General features: G+C 62.6%; 17 protein-coding genes and 1 tRNA gene. 6 read left to right on the forward strand and 12 right to left on the reverse strand.

Annotated features, from left to right (window positions below; translation table 11 throughout):
* Positions 1 to 7 precede the first annotated feature (7 nt).
* Together RFM41_RS15835 and RFM41_RS15840 are read right to left on the reverse strand one after the other, a co-directional pair.
* The gene (locus RFM41_RS15835; protein WP_320250107.1) at positions 8 to 970 is read right to left on the reverse strand and encodes an alpha/beta fold hydrolase; all 963 of its coding nucleotides are present in this window, start codon (positions 968 to 970) and stop codon (positions 8 to 10) included.
* A 104-nt stretch (positions 971 to 1,074) separates the two neighbouring features.
* Entirely contained in the window at positions 1,075 to 1,272 is a 198-nt protein-coding gene (locus RFM41_RS15840; RefSeq protein ID WP_320250164.1) for a hydrolase, read from the reverse strand.
* Positions 1,273 to 1,451: 179 nt separating this feature from the next.
* Between RFM41_RS15840 and groL the strand changes: the two genes are divergently transcribed.
* Positions 1,452 to 3,074: a chaperonin GroEL gene (groL, locus tag RFM41_RS15845; RefSeq protein WP_320250109.1), complete on the forward strand. Its 1,623-nt coding sequence runs from the start codon at positions 1,452 to 1,454 to the stop codon at positions 3,072 to 3,074.
* Between the two features lie 84 nt (positions 3,075 to 3,158).
* On the opposite strand, the gene RFM41_RS15850 is transcribed toward groL, so the two are convergent.
* The 4 genes from RFM41_RS15850 to RFM41_RS15865 form a co-directional block, all read right to left on the reverse strand.
* Complete coding sequence (locus tag RFM41_RS15850) at positions 3,159 to 3,584, reverse strand: DUF3775 domain-containing protein (protein ID WP_320250110.1); 426 nt, start codon at positions 3,582 to 3,584, stop codon at positions 3,159 to 3,161.
* 78 nt (positions 3,585 to 3,662) lie between these two features.
* On the reverse strand, positions 3,663 to 3,989 hold the full coding sequence (locus RFM41_RS15855; protein WP_320250112.1) for a c-type cytochrome: 327 nt from the start codon (positions 3,987 to 3,989) through the stop codon (positions 3,663 to 3,665).
* A gap of 63 nt (positions 3,990 to 4,052) precedes the next feature.
* Positions 4,053 to 5,819, reverse strand: a complete 1,767-nt coding sequence (locus tag RFM41_RS15860; protein ID WP_320250114.1) for a PHA/PHB synthase family protein — start codon at positions 5,817 to 5,819, stop codon at positions 4,053 to 4,055.
* A 113-nt stretch (positions 5,820 to 5,932) separates the two neighbouring features.
* Complete coding sequence (locus RFM41_RS15865) at positions 5,933 to 6,316, reverse strand: phasin family protein (protein WP_320250116.1); 384 nt, start codon at positions 6,314 to 6,316, stop codon at positions 5,933 to 5,935.
* 423 nt (positions 6,317 to 6,739) lie between these two features.
* Here RFM41_RS15865 and RFM41_RS15870 point away from each other — a divergent pair, with 423 nt between their 5' ends.
* Entirely contained in the window at positions 6,740 to 7,273 is a 534-nt protein-coding gene (locus RFM41_RS15870; RefSeq protein ID WP_320250118.1) for a flavin reductase family protein, read from the forward strand.
* A 23-nt stretch (positions 7,274 to 7,296) separates the two neighbouring features.
* Here the strand turns inward: RFM41_RS15870 and RFM41_RS15875 are convergent, their stop codons facing one another.
* Entirely contained in the window at positions 7,297 to 7,482 is a 186-nt protein-coding gene (locus tag RFM41_RS15875) for a hypothetical protein (RefSeq protein ID WP_320250120.1), read from the reverse strand.
* 126 nt (positions 7,483 to 7,608) lie between these two features.
* On the opposite strand from RFM41_RS15875, the gene RFM41_RS15880 reads away from it, so the two are divergent.
* From RFM41_RS15880 to RFM41_RS15890, 3 genes are all read left to right on the forward strand, one after another.
* Positions 7,609 to 8,916 (forward strand): NRAMP family divalent metal transporter, encoded by a 1,308-nt coding sequence (locus tag RFM41_RS15880; RefSeq protein ID WP_320250122.1) that lies wholly within the window; start codon positions 7,609 to 7,611, stop codon positions 8,914 to 8,916.
* Positions 8,917 to 9,085: 169 nt separating this feature from the next.
* Positions 9,086 to 9,295 (forward strand): ChaB family protein, encoded by a 210-nt coding sequence (locus tag RFM41_RS15885; protein ID WP_320250124.1) that lies wholly within the window; start codon positions 9,086 to 9,088, stop codon positions 9,293 to 9,295.
* 208 nt (positions 9,296 to 9,503) lie between these two features.
* Positions 9,504 to 10,118 (forward strand): hypothetical protein, encoded by a 615-nt coding sequence (locus RFM41_RS15890; protein ID WP_320250126.1) that lies wholly within the window; start codon positions 9,504 to 9,506, stop codon positions 10,116 to 10,118.
* A gap of 52 nt (positions 10,119 to 10,170) precedes the next feature.
* Here the strand turns inward: RFM41_RS15890 and RFM41_RS15895 are convergent, their stop codons facing one another.
* From RFM41_RS15895 to RFM41_RS15915, 5 genes are all read right to left on the reverse strand, one after another.
* Positions 10,171 to 10,893 carry an ABC transporter ATP-binding protein gene (locus RFM41_RS15895; RefSeq protein ID WP_320250128.1) on the reverse strand — a complete coding sequence of 241 codons (723 nt, stop codon included), beginning with the start codon at positions 10,891 to 10,893 and terminating at the stop codon, positions 10,171 to 10,173.
* A complete protein-coding gene (locus RFM41_RS15900) occupies positions 10,886 to 12,112 on the reverse strand; it encodes an ABC transporter permease (protein ID WP_320250130.1) in 1,227 nt (408 codons plus the stop codon). Before RFM41_RS15900 ends, RFM41_RS15895 begins: the two co-directional genes overlap by 8 nt.
* Entirely contained in the window at positions 12,109 to 13,281 is a 1,173-nt protein-coding gene (locus RFM41_RS15905) for an efflux RND transporter periplasmic adaptor subunit (protein ID WP_320250165.1), read from the reverse strand. The genes RFM41_RS15900 and RFM41_RS15905 overlap by 4 nt, the downstream gene beginning before the upstream one ends.
* A 396-nt stretch (positions 13,282 to 13,677) precedes the next feature.
* Positions 13,678 to 13,754 (reverse strand) — tRNA-His (locus RFM41_RS15910).
* 331 nt (positions 13,755 to 14,085) lie between these two features.
* Positions 14,086 to 14,553: a phasin gene (locus RFM41_RS15915; RefSeq protein WP_320250132.1), complete on the reverse strand. Its 468-nt coding sequence runs from the start codon at positions 14,551 to 14,553 to the stop codon at positions 14,086 to 14,088.
* A 264-nt stretch (positions 14,554 to 14,817) separates the two neighbouring features.
* On the opposite strand from RFM41_RS15915, the gene RFM41_RS15920 reads away from it, so the two are divergent.
* Positions 14,818 to 18,714 carry a PAS domain S-box protein gene (locus RFM41_RS15920; RefSeq protein WP_320250133.1) on the forward strand — a complete coding sequence of 1,299 codons (3,897 nt, stop codon included), beginning with the start codon at positions 14,818 to 14,820 and terminating at the stop codon, positions 18,712 to 18,714.
* Positions 18,715 to 19,160: the final 446 nt, after the last annotated feature.

A 19,160-nucleotide genomic window follows, 5' to 3' on the forward strand; every position in this document is an offset into this window, starting at 1 on the left:
ATCCGGACTATCGGGTCACGCCCGCTCCCTCCAAGAACACGCGGACTGCTTCGCGAACTTGCTGCGCGTGTCCAACCAAAAGATGTCCACCGGTGTCGTAGACGACCAGCTTTGCACCGGGGATCCTACTGGCTGCGAATTCGGCCGCCGGCAGCGTGTTGAACAGGTCGTCGCGCGCGGAGATGATCGTTGTCGGTGCAGTGATTTCCTGCAACGGCAGTTCATGCAGCTCGGGGACGCTGTCGATCTTGATTCCGGGGAAACGCAGCGACAGCGGCTCGACGCTGCTGACGAAGCTCATGACGCGTTCCCTCTCCGCCTGCGGCGCGACCGCTACCAGCGCCGGCCGAACGCCGAGAAAGCGAATGAGTATCGACGGTGCGACGGTCTCGGCGGCCCACCATGCGAAATCGCCGCCGACATTGACGGCCCAGAATGCGAACCTGTTGCCGAGGCTCACATTGATCGAGACCGGGCTGGTGGGCGAATAAAGGGCTGGGACGATCAGAACGAGAGCGGCAACCTTGTCAGGGTGCCGCAGGGCTAGCTCGACCGCCGAGCGGGCGCCGGCCGAAACGCCGACAACCACCGCTTTGGAAACGTTCAGTCTCGCGAGCAGCGCTGCGTGCGCGTCGCCCTGCGCGGCTGGAGAGGGGTCTCGCGGAACGGGCGTGCGCAGATAGCCGAAGCGCGACGGCGCGATAACCCGAAAGCCTCCACCCACAAGATCGGCAGCAATGGCGAGGCCCAGATCAAAACCGCCGCCGGCGCCGTGGATCGACAGCAGCGGAATGCCCGCACCGCTGTCGGCGTATTCGATCGGACCGATGTCGAGGTTGGCGATCAGACTGCCTCGGCTGGCGGCGTGGCGCAGACGCCCAAGCTCGTTCCTGTAAAGCAGGAAGGCCACGCCGCTCGTGGTCGCCATGGCGATGAGCATGACCAGCAGGAAACCGCCAATTCGACTCATTGCGAAAGCTCCTCCAAGGGACGAGCGAAGATTGACCCGCATGACCTGGGAGCAAGCCGATATCTCAACCCCTTGAGTGACCGTAACGCGTTGACCTGCAGGTACTAAGCCACGGCCGCGACGCCAACGACATAGTTCTTCCCATAGGCCTCGGCACATTTCGGGCACGTCGTATAGAAGAAATAGACGTCGTGCGCTTCCGATTTTCGGTTGCGTGCGATCTGCCGCATCTCATCTTGCCACTGCCTTGCCTGGCTGTAGGGGCCTTCGAACAGCCCGTGGTGTTGACGCTGGCATCGTATCGGGGCGTTTCATTCGTCTGCATGGTCGTGTCCTGGATCGGATCGGCACCATCCAACAGGTAACGCGCCCGCCGTCGTTGATCCTCGTCAACATGAACGGAAACGCTTTTGATGCGCATCAAGGCCGATCCGAGAGATGGCTGTTAGCTGGAACGAGTTGGCAGGCTTCGGAGACTGTCATGGCTCACAAACAGGTATTGTTCCGCTCGGCAGCACGCGAGAAGATCCTTCGCGGTGCGACCCAACTAGCAGACGCCGTGCGGGTGACGCTCGGTCCGCGTTCGAAGTCGGTTCTGATCGAAAGGAAATGGGGCGCGCCGATCGTCTGCAATGACGGGGTGACGATCGCCAAGGAATTCGACCTGAAGGACCCGGAGGAGAACCTTGGCGCGCGCATGCTGAGACAAGCGGCCGAGAAGACCGGCGACATGGTCGGCGACGGTACGAGCACGTCGACCATCCTCGCCCATGCGATATTTGCCGACGGCGTGCGCAACGTCGTTGCCGGCGCCAGCGCTATCGATATCAAGCGCGGACTCGACCGAGCAACGAAGCGCGCGATCGAGACGCTCCAACAGATATCGCGGCCGGTCTCGACGAGGCGCGAGAAGGAACAGGTGGCGACGATCTCCGCGCACAACGATCCGCTCATCGGCGAACTGATCGGCGAGGCCATGGAGAAGGTCGGCGGCGAAGGTGTCATCACGGTCGAGGAATCGAAGACCACCGAAACCGTCCTTGACGTGGTCGAAGGCATGCAATTCGACCACGGCTTCCTTTCTCCCTACTTCGTGACCGACACCGAGAAGATGGAAGCAGTGCTGGAAGACGCGCTCGTTCTCATGGTCGAGAAGAAGATTTCCTCGCTCAACGATCTCATCAAGCTGCTGGAGGCCGTGGCCAAATCAGGGTCGCCTCTGTTGGTGATCGCGGAAGATGTCGAGGGCGAGGCCCTTGCCACGCTGATCGTCAACCAGATCCGCGGCACGTTCAAGAACTGCGCCGTGAAGGCGCCGGGCTTCGGTGACCGGCGCAAGGCCATGTTGCAAGACATCGCCGTCCTGACGGGCGGTCAGGTCATTTCCGAAGACATCGGCCTGAAGCTCGAGAATGTGACGGTGGCTCAGCTGGGGCGCGCCAAGCGCGTGGTCGTCGACAAGGACAACTCCACTATCATCGGCGGCAGCGGAGACCAGACGGCCATCAAGGGGCGCGTCGAGCAGATCCGCCGCGAGATCAGCGACACGACCAGCGACTATGATCGGGAGAAGCTTCAGGAGCGGCTTGCCAAGCTCGCCGGCGGTGTGGCCGTCATCAAGGTCGGCGCACCGACGGAGGCCGAAATGAAGTCCAAGAAGGAAGCGCTCGACGACGCCATCAGCGCCACCAAGGCGGCAGTCGCGGAGGGCATCGTGCCTGGCGGCGGGCTGGCTTTGTTGCGCTGCATTGGCCCGGTCACCGAGGAAGAGGCGCGTTGCGAAGGCGACGAGCGCACCGGCGTCCAGATCCTGAAGCGCGCGCTCGAAGTGCCGGTGCGCCAGATCGCCGAAAATTCCGCGGTCGATGGCGGCGTGGTCATCGCCAGGATGATCGAAGGCAAGGGAAACTTCGGCTTCGACGCCGGCCGCAAGGAATATGTCGATCTGGTCGAGGCGGGCATCATCGACCCTACCAAGGTCGTACGCATCGCGATCGAGAACGCCGTCTCGGTCGCCAGCGTACTGCTCCTGACGGAAGCGACCATGACCGAGATTCCGGAGCCTCCCAAGGAGCGTGCGCTCGAACCGGAAATGTCGATGTAGCCGTCCGGGCGCTCTTCGCAGGAAGAGGGACCGTTCTCAAGACGGGATCGAGAGCTTCATGCCTTGATGCGTATCAACTTCGATTCAGTCGGAGCAGGACAGGCCGAGGGCATCGAGCCCGGCCGCAAGGTGATCGCCCAGGAGCGGGTTGCCGCACAGATAGCGGGCCGTGCGTTTGTTGTGGGCGTAGGCGGCCTGCTCGCGGACCTCTTCCCATTCGGCCGCCTGGCCGCCATCCCTGCCGAGCCACGTCAATGCCACGAGGTCGATCTGCTCGTCGATGGAGAGCTGCGAGATCAGCGAGCCAAGCTCTTCACGCGCAGGATCGTCATCGTGGTCCTGAAGCACCGCGATTTCATTGTCGTCCGTGGGATTGGATCCCGCATCCGGCTCGGTAACGGCAACCTTGACGTCGAATTCATGTGCCTTGGCGATTATGAAGCAGACTTTCCGGACGGGAATTGCCAGTTCAGGCGTCTCGGCGTCCTCACTTCCGATTCCACGTTTCATCCGTCATCTCCTCTTCGTCTCCTCTTCCGCGGATCGCGCGTTGCCGGGGCCGCATGAATGCCGGCCTGAATGACCTCATCATCGACCGAGGCTCGCAATGTAGGCGATGATGGCCTCGATCTGATCAGGGGCGGCCACGAACTCGGGCATGTCCGGGTGGCCAGTGGAAATTCCCTCCGCCAGGGCTTCTTGCAGGTCTTCGATCGGATAGCGCAGGTGCAATGAACGAAAGGGCGGAGCATCAGCGTGGGTGCTCGCGCCAGTCGGGCCAATTGCATGGCAGCGCGCGCAGTTCATTTCGACCAGCCTCTTGCCGTAGGCGATCTGAGAGCCATCGCCCGCCCAGGCAGGCAATGCGAAGACGACTGCAAACGGCAGGATCTCGAATGCTGTTCGACGTTTCATGGCATCCTATTACGCGATGAATGGACGCCACACCTTGACCTGGCTCAAACTGTCGAAAAAGCTCTATCGCTCAAGGACATACCTACCGGGCGCCGCGCAAATCGCCTTCGAGCCGCCCGCGGCGTCGGACCGGTCGACCGCGACCTCACGACTGGAGTGGCGCATCAACCATTCAACCCAGGCTGGCCACCAGGAGCCATATGTCGCGATCGCGTTCTTCGCCCATTCATCCGCGTCCGGACGGATATCCGCATGGCGGCAACTGAGCCGCCGGTAGGAACGGCCGGGATGGCCAGGCTCGGAAACAATGCCCGCGTTGTGTCCGCCGGTCGTCAGCACGAAGTCGATGTCGGTGTCGAGAAGATAAGTCAGCTTGAACACCGAGCGCCACGGCGCGACGTGATCCGTCTCGGTGCCGACAGCAAACACCGGGGCTCGAATGTCCTCCAGATGAACAGGCCTTCCCTCGACGCAAAAGCGTCCCCCGACAAGATCGTTGTTCAAATAGAGTTGCCGCAGATATTGCGACTGCATGCGGTACGGCATGCGGGTCGAGTCGGCATTCCAAGCCATGAGATCGGTCATCGGAGCGCGCTCGCCGAGCAGGTATTCGTGCACGATGTGTGACCAGATCAGATCCTGCGAGCGAAGCATCTGGAAGGCGCCAGCCATGCGGCGCTGATCGAGCGTGCCTTCGGCCCACATCACGTCCTCGAGCAGCGTGATCTGGCTCTCGTCGACGAAGAGGCCGAGTTCGCCCGGTTCCTCGAAATCGACTTGCGCGGCAAAAAGCGACAGGCTGGCGAACCGGTGATCGCCGTCACGGGCCATAGCCGATGCGGCGATCGACAGCAGCGTCCCGCCAAGGCAGTAGCCTGCCCCATGAATCCGGCCGCTGCCCGTCGCCTCCTCGACCGCATCCATGGCCGCCAGCACACCGAGGCGGCGATAGTTATCCAGTGACAGATCAGCTTGATCGCCATCCGGATTGCGCCAGGAAATGCAGAACACCGTGTAGCCGTTCTGAACAAGGTAGCGGACCAGCGAATTCCGCGGCGAGAGATCGAGAATGTAGTATTTCATGATCCAGGCCGGAACGATGAGGATCGGCTCATGCTTCACTGTTTCCGTCATTGGGGCATAACGGATCAACTCGATCAGTTCGTTTCGGAGGATCACCTCGCCCGGCGTGGCGGCAACCTCGAGGCCGGGCCGAAAGTTTTCCGCGCCGGCCGGTGGCCTGCCATCGATCAGGCGAAAAAGGTCTTCGACGAGGTTGTTGGCGCCGGTGACAAAATTGGCGCCAGTTTTCCGGAAGGTCTTGTCGATGACCTCCGGGTTGAGCGTCGGGAAGTTCGAAGGCGAGACGGTATCCAGGATTTGCCGGCTGTAGAACTCGACCAGACGCTCGTGCCTGCGCCCGACTCCCGGGAGTCCGCTGGTCGCGTTGTGCCACCATTGCTGGGAGAGCAGGAAGGCCTGCTGCTGGGCGTTGAAGGGGAATGCCTGCCACGCCTGGTGCTGAAACCTTCGATCTTGCGGCAAGGGCGTGATCGTCGGCGTCGCGGACCCCATCCCCAGTCCGCAGCGAAACAGAAAATCGCTCAACCTCGCAAGCTTTTCGAAAGCCTTGGCGGAGACCTCCGCCTGCTTGCCCGGTGATGTGGATAGATGGAGCAGCCAATCCTGCCAGGCCTGCAAGAGGCTGATCGGCGAAATCCCTGCGGTGAAGGCCGCCAACAGGGCATGCGAGAGCCTGTCGGCATCGCGATAGATGCCCCCGGCCCCTTCGTCTGGCAGCGGCGGCAACTGGGAGCTTGCCGCGGCCAAACCGCGCCCGGGTCTTGCCCCGTCTCCCGGGTCCGTCGCCTTGTGTTGACGACTGAGGACGGAAGAGCGCTCCCTTGCTGGTCTCCACCCGCTTTTTCTTGATCGCAACATTTTCAGGTCGCAAGCGTTGCCGCGGCCATATCGTCCATCGTTGTTTCCGCCTCCTTGCGGACTTGGCCTGCTGTATCCGAGGCAAGCCTGGCTCCAATGGATGCGAATTTGCCGGCCTCGTTCGCATAGTCGGACGCGGCGTTCTGGATGAAGTTCACGAACACGTCGAAGGCATCGACGAATTCGTCGCCACCAGTCAGTTTCTCGACAAGCTTGAGGTCATCCTCGAACCGCCGTTTGAGGAAGGACACGCCTTCGATCTGGTAGCGCAACAAGGCGCGGATCGAGTGCGCTTGCATCGCGGCGGTAGCGCGCAGGAATTTTTGGCCGGTCTGGGCGAAAGGCAGCGGTTCGGGGGCACGAAACTCTTCCGGATTCCTGATCATGGTGTCTTTCCCTTGACTCCTCGCTTTACAGATTTGTTCTCGGGTGACGAGGCCGGGGAGCGGTGGCCGGGGCCACGGCTTGCCGATAAGCGTTCACTCTTCCGGAAGGACGCTGATTCGAAATAGATCGCGGCTCCAGCGATAAACCCGAGGATAAGCACAGCGCCCCAGAGCAAGATATCTTCAGCGGACACGGGATGAATTCCTTATTTATCCCATCCAATCATCGCAGGACCGGCGTAAGCCGGCATTGATCGCGATCAATCGGGTTCATGGACTCATGGACGTTGGGAACATTGGGACATTGGGGACATTGGGACATTGGGTTCGGCATCTCGTTTTGACGCCGATCAAGGCAACGACCGGCGATGGCGGCGACAAGGCCGGGATAACCAGCCAGTCGATGCGGGGCGAGAGAAGGATATGAAGGAATTGCCGCTTGCCGAAGTCTATCGGCTCATCGAACCCGGTCCGGTCGTCCTGCTTTCGACGCGATCCGCGCATGGCCGCTCGAATGTCATGACCATGTCGTGGCACACGATGGTGGCGGTCGCGCCGCCGACGATTGCCTGCGTCGTATCAAGCAATGACCTCTCGTTCTTCGCCTTGCGTCAAACGAAGGAATGCGTGATTGCAATCCCTGACGTCGGCCTTGCCGAGAAGGTCGTGAAGGTCGGCAATTGCTCCGGCCGAGATACGGACAAGTTCGCAACGGCATGGTTGACGCCGCTTCCCGCCGAACGGGTGTCGGCGCCGCTTGTGGCCGAGTGCTTCGCCAACCTCGAATGCCGCGTGGTCGATACGCGGCTGGTCGACAAATACAATCTGTTCGTGCTGGAAGTGCTCAAAGCCTGGGTCGATCCAGGTCAGCCGAAGCCGAAAACCATCCATCATGTCGGGAACGGCGCCTTCGTCGTCGATGGCGAGGTGATCCATTTCGAATCCCGTATGCCATGAAGCATGGCGCGCGCAGATCTGGCTCAATCGGCTGATGTCGAACTGATGCAGGCGGCGGCAGACAGGCTATGGAGCCATCTGCAGGAGCCACGAACAAGCACCACCTCGACCAGAGCATCCGCAATATCCCGGTCATCCATCAGGCAAAAGGCGAACGCTCGCAGTTCAGGCAACGCCCGCAACAGTTCGGATGCAGAAAGGGCCGCCATGGAAACCTCGCAGCGCCGGAATTCAAGCGCATCCTATGCGTGTCGTTTCCCCATGCTTTGAGCGAGGTCAAAGATCGTCGGGGCCTGTCGAGATTACAAGTGCGCGGATTCCTTTCCGGGCGGCCCATGGGTATCGTCGACGACAACATCAGCGCAGTACCCGGGCGCGGCAAGCTATCGAGTTTGCTCGGCGGCCTGAAGGAACATCCTCTTGCGCGCGTCGGGCCCGGTTTGATCACCGGCGTGGCCGACGACGATCCGAGCGGGATTGCGACCTATTCGCAGGCAGGCGCCCAGTTCGGTCTCAACATGCTTTGGACGATGCCGCTCTGCTTTCCGCTGATGGCGGCAGTCCAGTCGATGTGCGGCCGTATCGGCCGTGTTACGGGCAAGGGGCTTGCAGCGAACATAAAGGCGTTCTTCCCGCCATTCGTGCTCAAATTCGTTGTTGTTTTGCTTCTTATCGCGAACACGCTGAACATCGCCGCCGACATAGCGGCCATGGGCGAGGTCGCGGAACTTGTCACCGGCATGAACAGGCATCTGGCCACACTGTTCTTCACCTTCGGCACGTTGGTCCTGCAGGTGCTCGTTCCGTATCACCGCTACGTGAATTTCCTCAAATGGCTGACGCTGTCGCTGCTTGCCTATGCCGCGGTGCTCTTCACGGTGCATGTCCCATGGAGCGAGGTGGCGCTTCGCACCGTGTGGCCCAGATTGTCGATGAACGCCGAGACTGCCACCGTGGCGGTGGCGATCTTCGGCACGACGATCAGCCCCTATCTCTTTTTCTGGCAGGCGTCCGAGGAGGTCGAAGAGATGAAGGGCGATCTTCCCCTCATCGAGGATGCGGCCCGATCGGGGACCGAACTGCGCCGGTTGCGCTGGGACACCTGGAGCGGCATGTTCTATTCGGATGCGACATCCTACTTCATCATCCTGGCGACCGCGGTAACGCTGAACGTTGCCGGCATCACGAACATCGAAACCGCGGCGCAGGCCGCCAGCGCCCTGCAGCCGCTGGCGGGCGATTTTGCCTTCGCGCTTTTTGCCACCGGGATACTGGGCGTCGGATTGATCGGTGTGCCCGTCCTGGCAGGGTCGGCGGCTTACGCGCTGGCGGAGGCGATGGGATGGCAGGAGGGTCTAGAGCTCAAGGCCAGCGATGCCCGCGGCTTCTATGGCGTCATCGCGGTAAGCATCCTGGCAGCGCTGGCCATCCAATATCTGCCCATCAGCCCGATGAAGGCGCTGTTCTGGAGCGCCGTCATAAACGGCATCGTCGCGGTGCCGCTCATGGTGGTGGTCATATTGCTGGCTTCAAGCCGATCGGTCATGGGGCCTTTCACGTCCGGTTGGCCGATCGTCATTCTGGGCTGGGTGGCGACGGCGCTGATGGCCGGAGCGTCGATCATGATGCTTTTGCCCGGCTAGGCGCAGGTCTCGCCGGCGCGCCATGATTTTGCGCGAAATCAAGGTATCCACCTTCAATGGGCTTTACAGGGGACCAACCCGCGCGTGTGTCCCTTCGGCATTGATGTAGCCGGCGATCAAGATTGTCGGCGTATGGGTCCGTTCGCACCAGAAAGATGGAAGAGTTGCTATGCCATACGCATCGATCGAGGATCTGCCTCCACCAATCCGCGAATATCTGCCGCCGCATGCGAGGGAAATCTATCGCGCCGCGTTCAACCACGCCTGGGGCGAATATACGGACCGCGGCGAGCAGCGAGAAGAAATCGCCCATCGGGTCGCATGGGCAGCCGTCAAGCATCGCTACCGCAAGAAGGGACGCGCGTGGGTACCGCTGTGAGCGGCTCTTTCCAACGCATTGATCGAGATAGGCGGGGCCTAGTTTGAGGGTCCCTTTGATGACCAGCCAGTTCCTGGTGTTCCTGGGTTCGCATTTCTCTCTCGTGAGCTGAACACCAAGTGACCGGCGAGCACCTGACTTGATGAGGATCAATGGCTTTGCGCGCCCATGTGTCTTGATGCTGACGGCAACCGATGGGAGACGCCAAATGGTCGGCATTACCTTGAACCCCGAGCAGATCCGCACTGCTCCGCCTGAAGTCCGGCAATGGCTGGAAAATGAGATCGCGCATTCGCTGGGCATTGGCGCGGCACCGCAGCCGGTGCCGCTCGATACGCCGCATCTTGCCGCCTGCAGCCAGCAGGAAGCCCAGGCAATCTACGCCTCGATCCGCGGCATGCTTCCGGTGGTGAGCGTCTTCCTCGAACTGGGACGGAAGGGAACGAGCATCGCAGGGCAAAGCCTGGAAGCGTTCCGGCTTTCGGATATGCTGCACAACGCGCGATTGCCTGATGAACGGCACCTGGCTGCCTGCCTCGAGGTCATCGACCACGCCTTCCGCCTGGCGCACAAAGACGACCACGCGGTTCTTTCGGTCATCGATCCCAGAGGGTATTGCATCGTTGCCGAGGGCACCCGGCGGAGCATCCTTGGCGTGTGGATGCAGGAAATGGCTGCGCAGCAATTCCTGGATGGCGCCATGTCCTCAGACGTCCCGATTCCACAAGAGGAATCCTTCTCGACCTCCGGCACCCTGCCGCCTCGGTCTATCCACCTTGGCCAATCTTTCAGCGAGTCAGCTGCTGCGACAGACGGCCCGTGAGTTCAGTCGAGCGGCCGTCCCTGCCGGCGAGGCACGTGCGGGAGGAAGAACATCAGCCCGGCTGCGGGGAGTCGGCAACGGCCGGTTGTCGCCGGTCACCGGTAAGCCGCCCATCCACCAATTGGATAATGCGGTCGCATTGGGCGGCAAGATCGTGGTTGTGGGTAACGACCAGGAACGTCGTTCCCTGTTCACGGTTGAAGCGCCGCATCAATTCGAACACGCCCTGGGCCGAAGCCGTGTCGAGATTTCCGGTCGGCTCGTCCGCCAGAACCAGAAGCGGATTCATGGCCAACGCGCGGGCCACCGCGATGCGCTGTTGCTGCCCACCCGACATGTTCATCGCGCGCGTATTGCGCCACTTGCCCAAGCCAACGTGATCCAACAACTCATCGGCGCGCTCCTCCATCCGAGCGTCCGGCCGGCCGCGGTCGACGAGCATCGGCATGATCACATTCTCGCGGGCCGTGAAAGCGGAGATGAGGTGATGATACTGGAACACGAAGCCGATCGCGTGCCCGCGCAGCCTGGTCAGCGCCGCTTCATCGAGCGACGTCGTATCTTCGCCATCGATCGACATTCGGCCGGACGTAGGGCGATCGAGCAACCCGATAATGTTGAGAAGCGTGCTCTTGCCGCAGCCCGACGGTCCCATCAGCGCCACGAATTCACCCGACTTCATCGCCAGGTCGATGCCGTGTAGCACTTCAGTTTCGGCCGGGGTGCCGACATTGTAGGACTTGCGGATCCCGTCCAGGACCAGAAGGTCAGCCACGGATCGCCTCCACTGGATCAAGCCTGGCGGCGCGAAAAGCCGGAACCATGCCGGCGAGCACTCCGGTGACAGTAGCCAACAGCGCCGAAAACGCGAACAGGCTCGGCTCGATGAGCAACGGAAAGAGTTCGTCTCCATTCGGCTGGCGGGCGAAACGATACCAGGCGAACAGGGCGGCACCGCCCAGCAGGCAACCCAGCAGCGAGCCCAGGAAACCCAGCACACCGCCCTGGATGAGGAAGACCCGCAATATCTTGCCGCGCGAGCTGCCCATCGCGCGCAGGATCCCGATATCCTTGGATCGCTGCAGAACGGACACCACAAGCACGGCCGCTATTCCGAAGGCCACGGACAAGCCGACGAAGGAGCGGATCAGCAGACTCGAAAGGGTCTGAGCCCACAGCGCCGTAAAGAACTGGGCATTCGTGACGATCCAGCTTTCAGCCTTCACCGGGAGTGTTGCACCGATGTCCTGCGCGATGCTTTCAGCTGCGTAAACGTCCGTGACCGTCATGTCGATGTCCGTAACACCGCCAATCAGGTTGAGAAGGCTTTGCGCGGTCCGCAACTGGACATAGGTATTGCGTTCGTTGACGCCACGATTGCCGAGATCGAAAATCCCGCGGATTGTCAGCACGCGGTTTCCGCCGTTGCCGCTGGCCACGTTGAGTTTATCGCCGACCGTGACGCCAAGATCGTTGGCCAGGTCCAGGCCGACAAGGATATCGTCGGACTCCAGCCGCGGCTCTCCGGCAACGATATAGTCCGGCAGCCGTACGATGCGGAAGTAGTCGTCAGCCTCTATTCCCACTATGCCGATGCTGCGGCTGACGTCACCCCGCACCGCCAGCGCCGAGCCTGAAATCGAAGGTGTCGCAACGACGACATCCGGCCGCGCTTGCATTCTTGCGCGGATCGTCTGCCATTGATCGAGCGCCAGGACACGCTGGGTCGGACGCTGAACGATGGCAGCTTCGACGATCCCATCGCGCTGGCGAAGCGGCCGGGCAACTTCATCGGGCGGCTGCAACTGGATATGGGGCTGCGAGCTCAGAACGCGATTGGTGAAATTGGTCTGCACACTGGTCAGCATCGCCGACATGAAGACGATCACGCCGACGCCGATGGCTATTCCAACAAGGATGAACCCGGTCTGCATACGCCCCTCGCCCAGAAAGCGGAGCGCCGCTATCCAGGCAAATGTCAGCCAGCGTCTCATGCATTCACCGGCCGGATGCGTTGACCAGCCCTGACGCCCGCCGCGACCGGAACGACAAGGTCACCCTGCGCCAGACCATCCAGGATCTCGACCTGGTCGGCCGCGCGCAATCCCAATCGCACCGGCTGTTCGCGGACCCGCCCGTCCCGATAAACCAGAACCCAGGGTGCCGCAGAAGTGGAGTCGTGGACGACACGAGCCGGAACGATCAAGGTCGACGGCCTGCGGGCGATCGCAATGTCAACAGAGACCGTCATGTCCTGGCGCAGATAGGGCGGCGGATCGGCCACCGTGAGCTTCACCTCCACGGATGCGCGGGTAATGTCGACGGAGGGATTGATGTATGTCAGATCGGCATCGAAGAGCTTGTCGGGATAGGCATCGGCGGAGGCTCTCGCGGCTTGGCCCAGTTCAAGCAGGCCGAGGTTCTTCTCGTCGATCTGCAACACCAACTGTATGTCCCCGCTCGGCGCCAGAACGAGCAGCGCCGCCCCCGGCTGGACTACGGATCCGCGTTCGACGTTGCGCGTGATGAGAACGCCGTCGCGAGGGGATTTTATCGTGGCGTAGTCAAGACGCGCCTTGGCCGTGGCGAGGTTGGCGTTGGCTTGGTTGAGCGCGGTCTGCGCCATCACATAGTCGCTTCCGCCGGGTTGCGACGTGTAGACCTGCAATTCGGCCGTGCGAACCTGCGTTTGCGCGACATCGAAGTTCTTGGTGGCCTCATCGAGGGTCTGCTTTGTGCCGAATCCGGATCTGAATAAATCTTCCGCACGCTGGTAGGCAGCGCGAGCGTCGACGAGATTGGCTTCGGCTTGCTTTCGCGCCTGCTCGGCCGCCGGCAGCGTCAGTTCCCGCATCTGGCGGACCCGTGCCTCGGCTTCCGCCGTCGCGCCCTCGGCGGAAACCACCGCCGCAGTCAGTTCGCTGGGCTCGAGCGCGACAAGCGGTTGACCTTGCTTGACTGACTGACCCTCGCCGACCAACACGTCCTGCACGGTGCCGGTGATCTGACTTCCAATGTTGACCCGGTAAGGCGATTCCACATGGCCGCTGGCGACCACGGTTTTCACCAGGTCACCACGCACAACCGGATAAACCACAACCGCCGGGCCGACGAGCCAATGAGCGAGGAGCCCTGCCGAGACGAGGGCCGCGACCAGGACCATGGTGACAAGCCATTTGTTGGCCGCCACGAAGGGGAGAAAGATACGCCGTACGGGCCCGACCGCCCGGGGGTTGAACTGTGTGTTTGTCTGCAACATCGCCGTCTCATCCAACTATCCCGATGGATGCTAAGGCGAAGCCGCGCCAGACGTTTTGCGTCAGATCAATTGTCTTCAGGCTCGCGTAAGCGCCTCGTTCGGCACTCGGCGCCGGTAGTGGAAATTAGTTCCTCGCAGATGCAGGAACCGATCAGGATCGTGCTCTTCGCGTCGTCTTCCCATCTGATCGCAACATGATTTGTGTCACAATACGCAGGACAAAATCGCAGGCGACCGCAGCATCGGCCGCCTGAAATGAGAAGTTATGCAGCAATTATAATGACTTATGGGAGAAGCCGATGGTACCGTTGGCTGGGCTCGAACCAGCGACCCCCAGATCCACAATCTGGTGCTCTAACCAACTGAGCTACAACGGCACGTGAGCCGGATCGAGGTAAATCTTTCTCCGTGATCCGCTCTGTCGTTCGGCGATGCGTCAAATACGGGCTATCGGATTCTAATTCAAGGGCCTTGATAAGGTAAAGGACGGTTTCCTCATCCGCCTACGTCAAGGCAAAAGAAAAGGCCGGCGGGAGGAGGTGCCGGCCTTTTCCTGTTACGAGCCAGCGGGAGGAGGTGCTGGCTGGTCACCCCGGAGACGGAGGGAGGAGGTTCCATCCCCGGGTATCTGGTTATTTAACCCTATCGCACGACCATTTGTCTGACGAAATGCGACGTTTTGATGCATCGCAGGGTTGTGCGTGGAAATCAGGCAGCCTTGACGTCCTTCATCGCCTTCTCGAAGGCGGTCTTGACCGGCTTGGAGACGTCCTCGACCGCCTTGGTGGCGACAGTCTGGAACTCCTTGGCCTGCTCGACAGCCATTTCGACGCGCTTGCGCAGGAACGAGGTCTGCAGCTCGACGACTTCCGAAAGGGTCTTCGCGCCGACCAGGGCTTCGAGGTGCGAGAAGCTGGCCTCGGCATTGGCGCGCAGCGCTGCGATGGCCTTCAGCGAAACATCGCTGGAAACCGTCTTGGCGGTCTCGTAGGTCGACTCCAGAACCTTCTGGGTCTCCTCGGCGCCGGTCTTCAGCTTGGCGTAGGCTTCCTTCGACTGCTCGACGCCCTTCTCGGCGAAGGCGCGGATCTGGTCGGTGGCCTTGGAAGCGTCGAAGCTCGGGAATTCGACGTTTTCGATGGTCTCGGCGGCGGTCTTGGCAGTGGTCTTGGACATTTTCCAACCTTTTTCGGGATAGCGGCTTTGACAGAAAGCCGTCTCGTTCATGTATGGTGGCAATATAAAGGTTTTTTTGTGCGATGCAACATTTTTGTTGCATCGCACCATGAAATCTTTCCCCCACGTCAGCCGCAAGGCCGTTAACCAAGAGCCCAGAGATTTCGACCGATGCAAGCCTAGGCTTGTGGACCTTGGGGCCACAGGCTTTTATTAACAAAGCGTTAACTGAAAAAATGCCCGCTCCGGAGGGTTGGCCAGCGCATGCCGCCTGAAAACTACTCCTTCCTCGACGTCGCCGTGCTGGACACAGTGCGCCAGCGCTTTGCCGCGGGCGATGCCTTGGCCATTTTGTCGGCCGACCTCGAACAGGTGATCTGGGCGAACGGTCCAGGCGCGTCGGTGTTCGGCTATCCGGATATCGAGGCCATCATCGGCGCCTCGGCGCGGCTGCCGCTGATCGCCCGGCGGCAGATCATGGCGACCAGCGGCTTTCCGGACATCGGCAGCGACCGTGCCATCACGGTGAGGCTGGCCACCGGCATGGTGAGCCGTGCCGTCGGCTTCCTGGCCAGCGCCGTGACGATGCCGGACGGCGAGAAGGCAATCCTGCTGGCGGCGCCGGCGGCGCAAACCAATTCGCGCAGCACCGGCGAAATCGCCAGCCGCGCCATAGCCGGTTTCACCGAGCCGGGTCATTTCATCGCCTTCGTCGACGCGCAGGGCGACGTCGAAGCAGCCTCGGAACGCTTTGCGGCGCTTGGCATCGGGTCGCGGACGCTGGCTGCCCTGGTTGCGGATGTGGCAAGCAGCGGCGACCGCATCGTCAAGCGCCTCGTGCCTGGCGCCAACACCTCCTACCCGGCTGGTTTTGCGCGGCTCACCGACACGCGCCATCTGCTGGTCGTGATCGACGAGGAACAGCTCGACGGTGCGGATGGCGGTCAGGACGATCGACCGGCCGCCGAGCCCGAACCTGTCCAGGACAACATTCCAGCGTCGCCTGCCGAACAGGCCGAGGTTGCCCCGGAGGCCGCCGAGGACGGTGCGCGCAGTGCCGCGGCACCCATGGTTGCCACGGCCGATGCCGCCGGCTCCAGCCAACAGGCCGCCGATGCCGGCCAGCACGACCATTGGTACTTCAATGCCGGCAACGAGGACGCCGGGCACGCTCAACCGGCAGCGCCGGCGAAGGATATGCCAAAGGGAGCTGGCACGGCCGAAGGCCAAGGGCAGGATGTCGGCGAAACCACGACATCAAGCCAGCCGGCCCCGCCCCGCGACATCGATCGCTCCGCGCCGCCGCTGCGCTTCGTCTGGCGCACCGATGCCGAAGGCAGGTTCAGCGCACTGTCGCCCGAATTCGCCGACATCGTCGGCCAGCCGGCCGCCGATGTGATCGGCCGCCGCTTCAGGGATGTCGCCGCCACTTTCGGCCTCGACGCCTCGGGCGAGATCGCCGGCCTGCTCGACCGGCGCGATACCTGGTCCGGCCGCTCGGTGCTGTGGCCGGTGGCCGGAACCGGCCTGAAGATCCCGGTCGATCTGGCGGCACTGCCCGTCTATGGCCGCAGCCGCGCCTTCGAAGGTTTTCGCGGTTTTGGCGTCGCGCGCACGGCCGACGCCGTGGTCGATCCCGAAGCGCTTGGCATGGCCCTGGTGCCAAATGCCGCCCCGACCGAGGCCACCTCCGGCGGAACCCCACCGTCGGGCGAGCGACCGGCGGCGGAGCAGGCGCCGCCCGAACCGCCAAAACCCGAAGATCCGTTCCAGGGCGAAGTGCCGGCGCTGACCATCGTGCCGAAGCCGGAGCGGCGCTTCGCCGACAAGGTGATAAGGCTGGCCGAGCATCGCCAACCGGCCAACGACAAGCAGCCGGGAACCGACGCGCCGGCAAGGAGCCTGTCGATCCTCGAGCGCAGCGCCTTCCGCGAGATCGGCGAGCGGCTGCGCAAGGACAGTTCTGCCGAGGAGCGCGTCCCCGAAGCCGACAAGCAGCTCGGTGCGACCGCCGCCGGCGAGGACACGGCGACGGTGAAGGAACCGGCCAACGAAGCTAAGGCCGACGCAAACCAGCCGCTTGCGCCCGACACGACGGAGCAGGACGATTCGGCGCGGGAAGCGAGCCCGGCATCCGCAGCGCAAGCCCCGGAAGCCGATGACGCGAAGGCCGATGCGGAGGCCGCGGAGGCGCAGACCGAGGCGGAAGACCAGGAAGACCTGGCGCGGCTCGACGGCGTCGATGACGCCGAGACGGGCGACGCCGTCCAGGCCGAGACGCCGGCCGTTTCCGGCTCGCTGCTCAACTATGCCGATGAGGAGAAATCTGCCGACGAAACCCAGCCCGGACAGGCAGAGGGCGCCTGGCAGGCCGCCGAACATGCTGCCGCGGAGCCGCAGCAGCCGGTCGAAGAGCCTGCGGCGCAGCAGGCCGCTGCCGGGCAGCCTCGCCGCGAGGCGACGGCCGACGACGACAGCATGACGGCGGACGATTTCCGCGATGCGCAGGACAATGAGGATTGGGCCGGCTCCGACGCGGATGCCGCCGAGGCCGCGGAAGAACAGCCGGAAGAAGCGGCAGCGCCGGCGCGGCAGCGCCTCGACGTGCCGCCGCTCAAACTGTCGGGTTTTGTGCCGTCCGCGTTTTCGAACGGAGAAGAAGCCAAGGCACCCGACACGTCCATCCTCGCCAGGTTGCCGGTGCCGCTGCTTATCCATTCGGGCGACGTGCTGCACTATGCCAATGACGCCTTCCTCGAACTGACCGGCTACGATGCGCTGGACGACCTCGCGGATGCGGGAGGGCTGGGCGCGCTCTTTGCCGATCCCTATGCCGAGGACGCAGCGGCGGACGAAAGCGACCACTCGCTGAAGCTCAAGACCCGCCAGGGCCAGGAATTCCCGATCGACGCGCTGCTGCGCTCCGTGCCGTGGCGCGGCGGCAAGGCGCTGATGCTGGTGGTGCGGCGTTCTGGCGAGGACGACGCGGCGCATTTCACCGCCGCGAATGACCAGCCGGCGCTGCAGCCGGACGTGCCGGAACTGAAGTCGCGCATCGCCGAGATGCGCACCATCATCGACACGGCCACGGACGGCGTCGTGCTCATCGGCCGCGACGGCAACATCCGTTCGATCAGCCGGCCCGCGGAAGCGCTGTTCGGTTTCGACAGCGACGAGGTCGCTGGCAAGCCCTTCGCCTCGCTGTTCGCCATAGAAAGCCAGCGCGCGGCGCGCGACTATCTCGCCGGCCTTTCGGAGCCGGGCGTCGCCAGCGTCTTGAACGACGGTCGCGAGGTCATCGGCCGCGAGGCGCAGGGGCGTTTCATCCCGCTGTTCATGACCATCGGCAGGCTGCCCAACGACAGCGGCTTCTGCGCCGTGGTGCGCGACATCACGCAATGGAAGCGGGCCGAGGAAGACCTGACGCAAGCGCGCGCGGTGGCCGAGCGCGCCTCATCGCAGAAGACGGATTTCCTGGCCCGCATCAGCCACGAGATCCGCACCCCGCTCAACGCCATCATCGGCTTTTCCGAGCTGATGGTGGACGAGAAATTCGGCCCGATCACCAACGATCGCTATCGCGACTACCTGCGCGATATCAACCGCTCGGGCAACCATGTGCTCGACCTCGTCAACGACCTGCTCGACATCTCGAAGATCGAGGCCGGCCAGCAGGAGATGGATTACGAGGCGGTGTCGCTCAACGACACGCTGGCCGAGACGGTGGCGATGATGCAGCCGCAGGCCAATCGCGAGCGCGTCATCATCCGCTCCAGCTTCGCCTCGCGGCTGCCGGAGGTGGTGGCGGACCTGAGAAGCGTGCGCCAGATCGCCCTCAACATCCTGTCCAACGCCATCCGCTACACCCAGGCTGGCGGCCAGGTGATCGTCTCGACCGCTTACGAGGCCTCTGGCGATGTCGTCATGCGCGTGCGCGACACCGGCATCGGCATGACCCAGGCCGAGATCGAGCAGGCGCTGAAGCCGTTCAAGCAGATCAATGCGCTGAAGCGCGGACGAGGCGACGGCACCGGGCTCGGCCTGCCTCTCACCAAGGCCATGGTGGAGGCGAACCGTGCCCGTTTCGCCATCACCTCGACGCCGGGCGAAGGAACGCTGGTCGAGGTCGCCTTCCCATCGACCCGCGTGCTCGCCGAATAGGATGCACGGCATAGGCTTCGGCTGACGGTGAGACAGCCGCTGAGGTCGGCGGATGAAATTCCGCATCGCTTGGCCGTGGCTGACCGACGGACCGATCAACGGGCAGCGTTCCTCTATGTCGAGCAGCTTCTGGTTCCCACCCCAAACCTGATGACACCCTGATCATAGACAACCGCGGCTCGCACAAGGCTATTCCGAGATCGCAATCCACAGGCAGCTCACACGGCGACGTCGAGACTTCTCCAATGAAAAGCCGTGGCACGGGACACAGACGCCAGGCGGCGCCTTTATAGGCCGCATGGCCGAAGGACCGCTGACACAGATGGTCGAAGACAGGTAGTGTGCTGAGAGTTCTGCAAATTCGCCGAGAGAGGGCGGTCATGGCAGGCTGGTGATTGTTCACGTCACCGATTCCCGCGAAGGAACGCCACCATGACCAAGACTGA

This window comes from Mesorhizobium vachelliae, assembly GCF_033977325.1.
In the GTDB taxonomy this organism is placed as follows: domain Bacteria; phylum Pseudomonadota; class Alphaproteobacteria; order Rhizobiales; family Rhizobiaceae; genus Mesorhizobium; species Mesorhizobium vachelliae.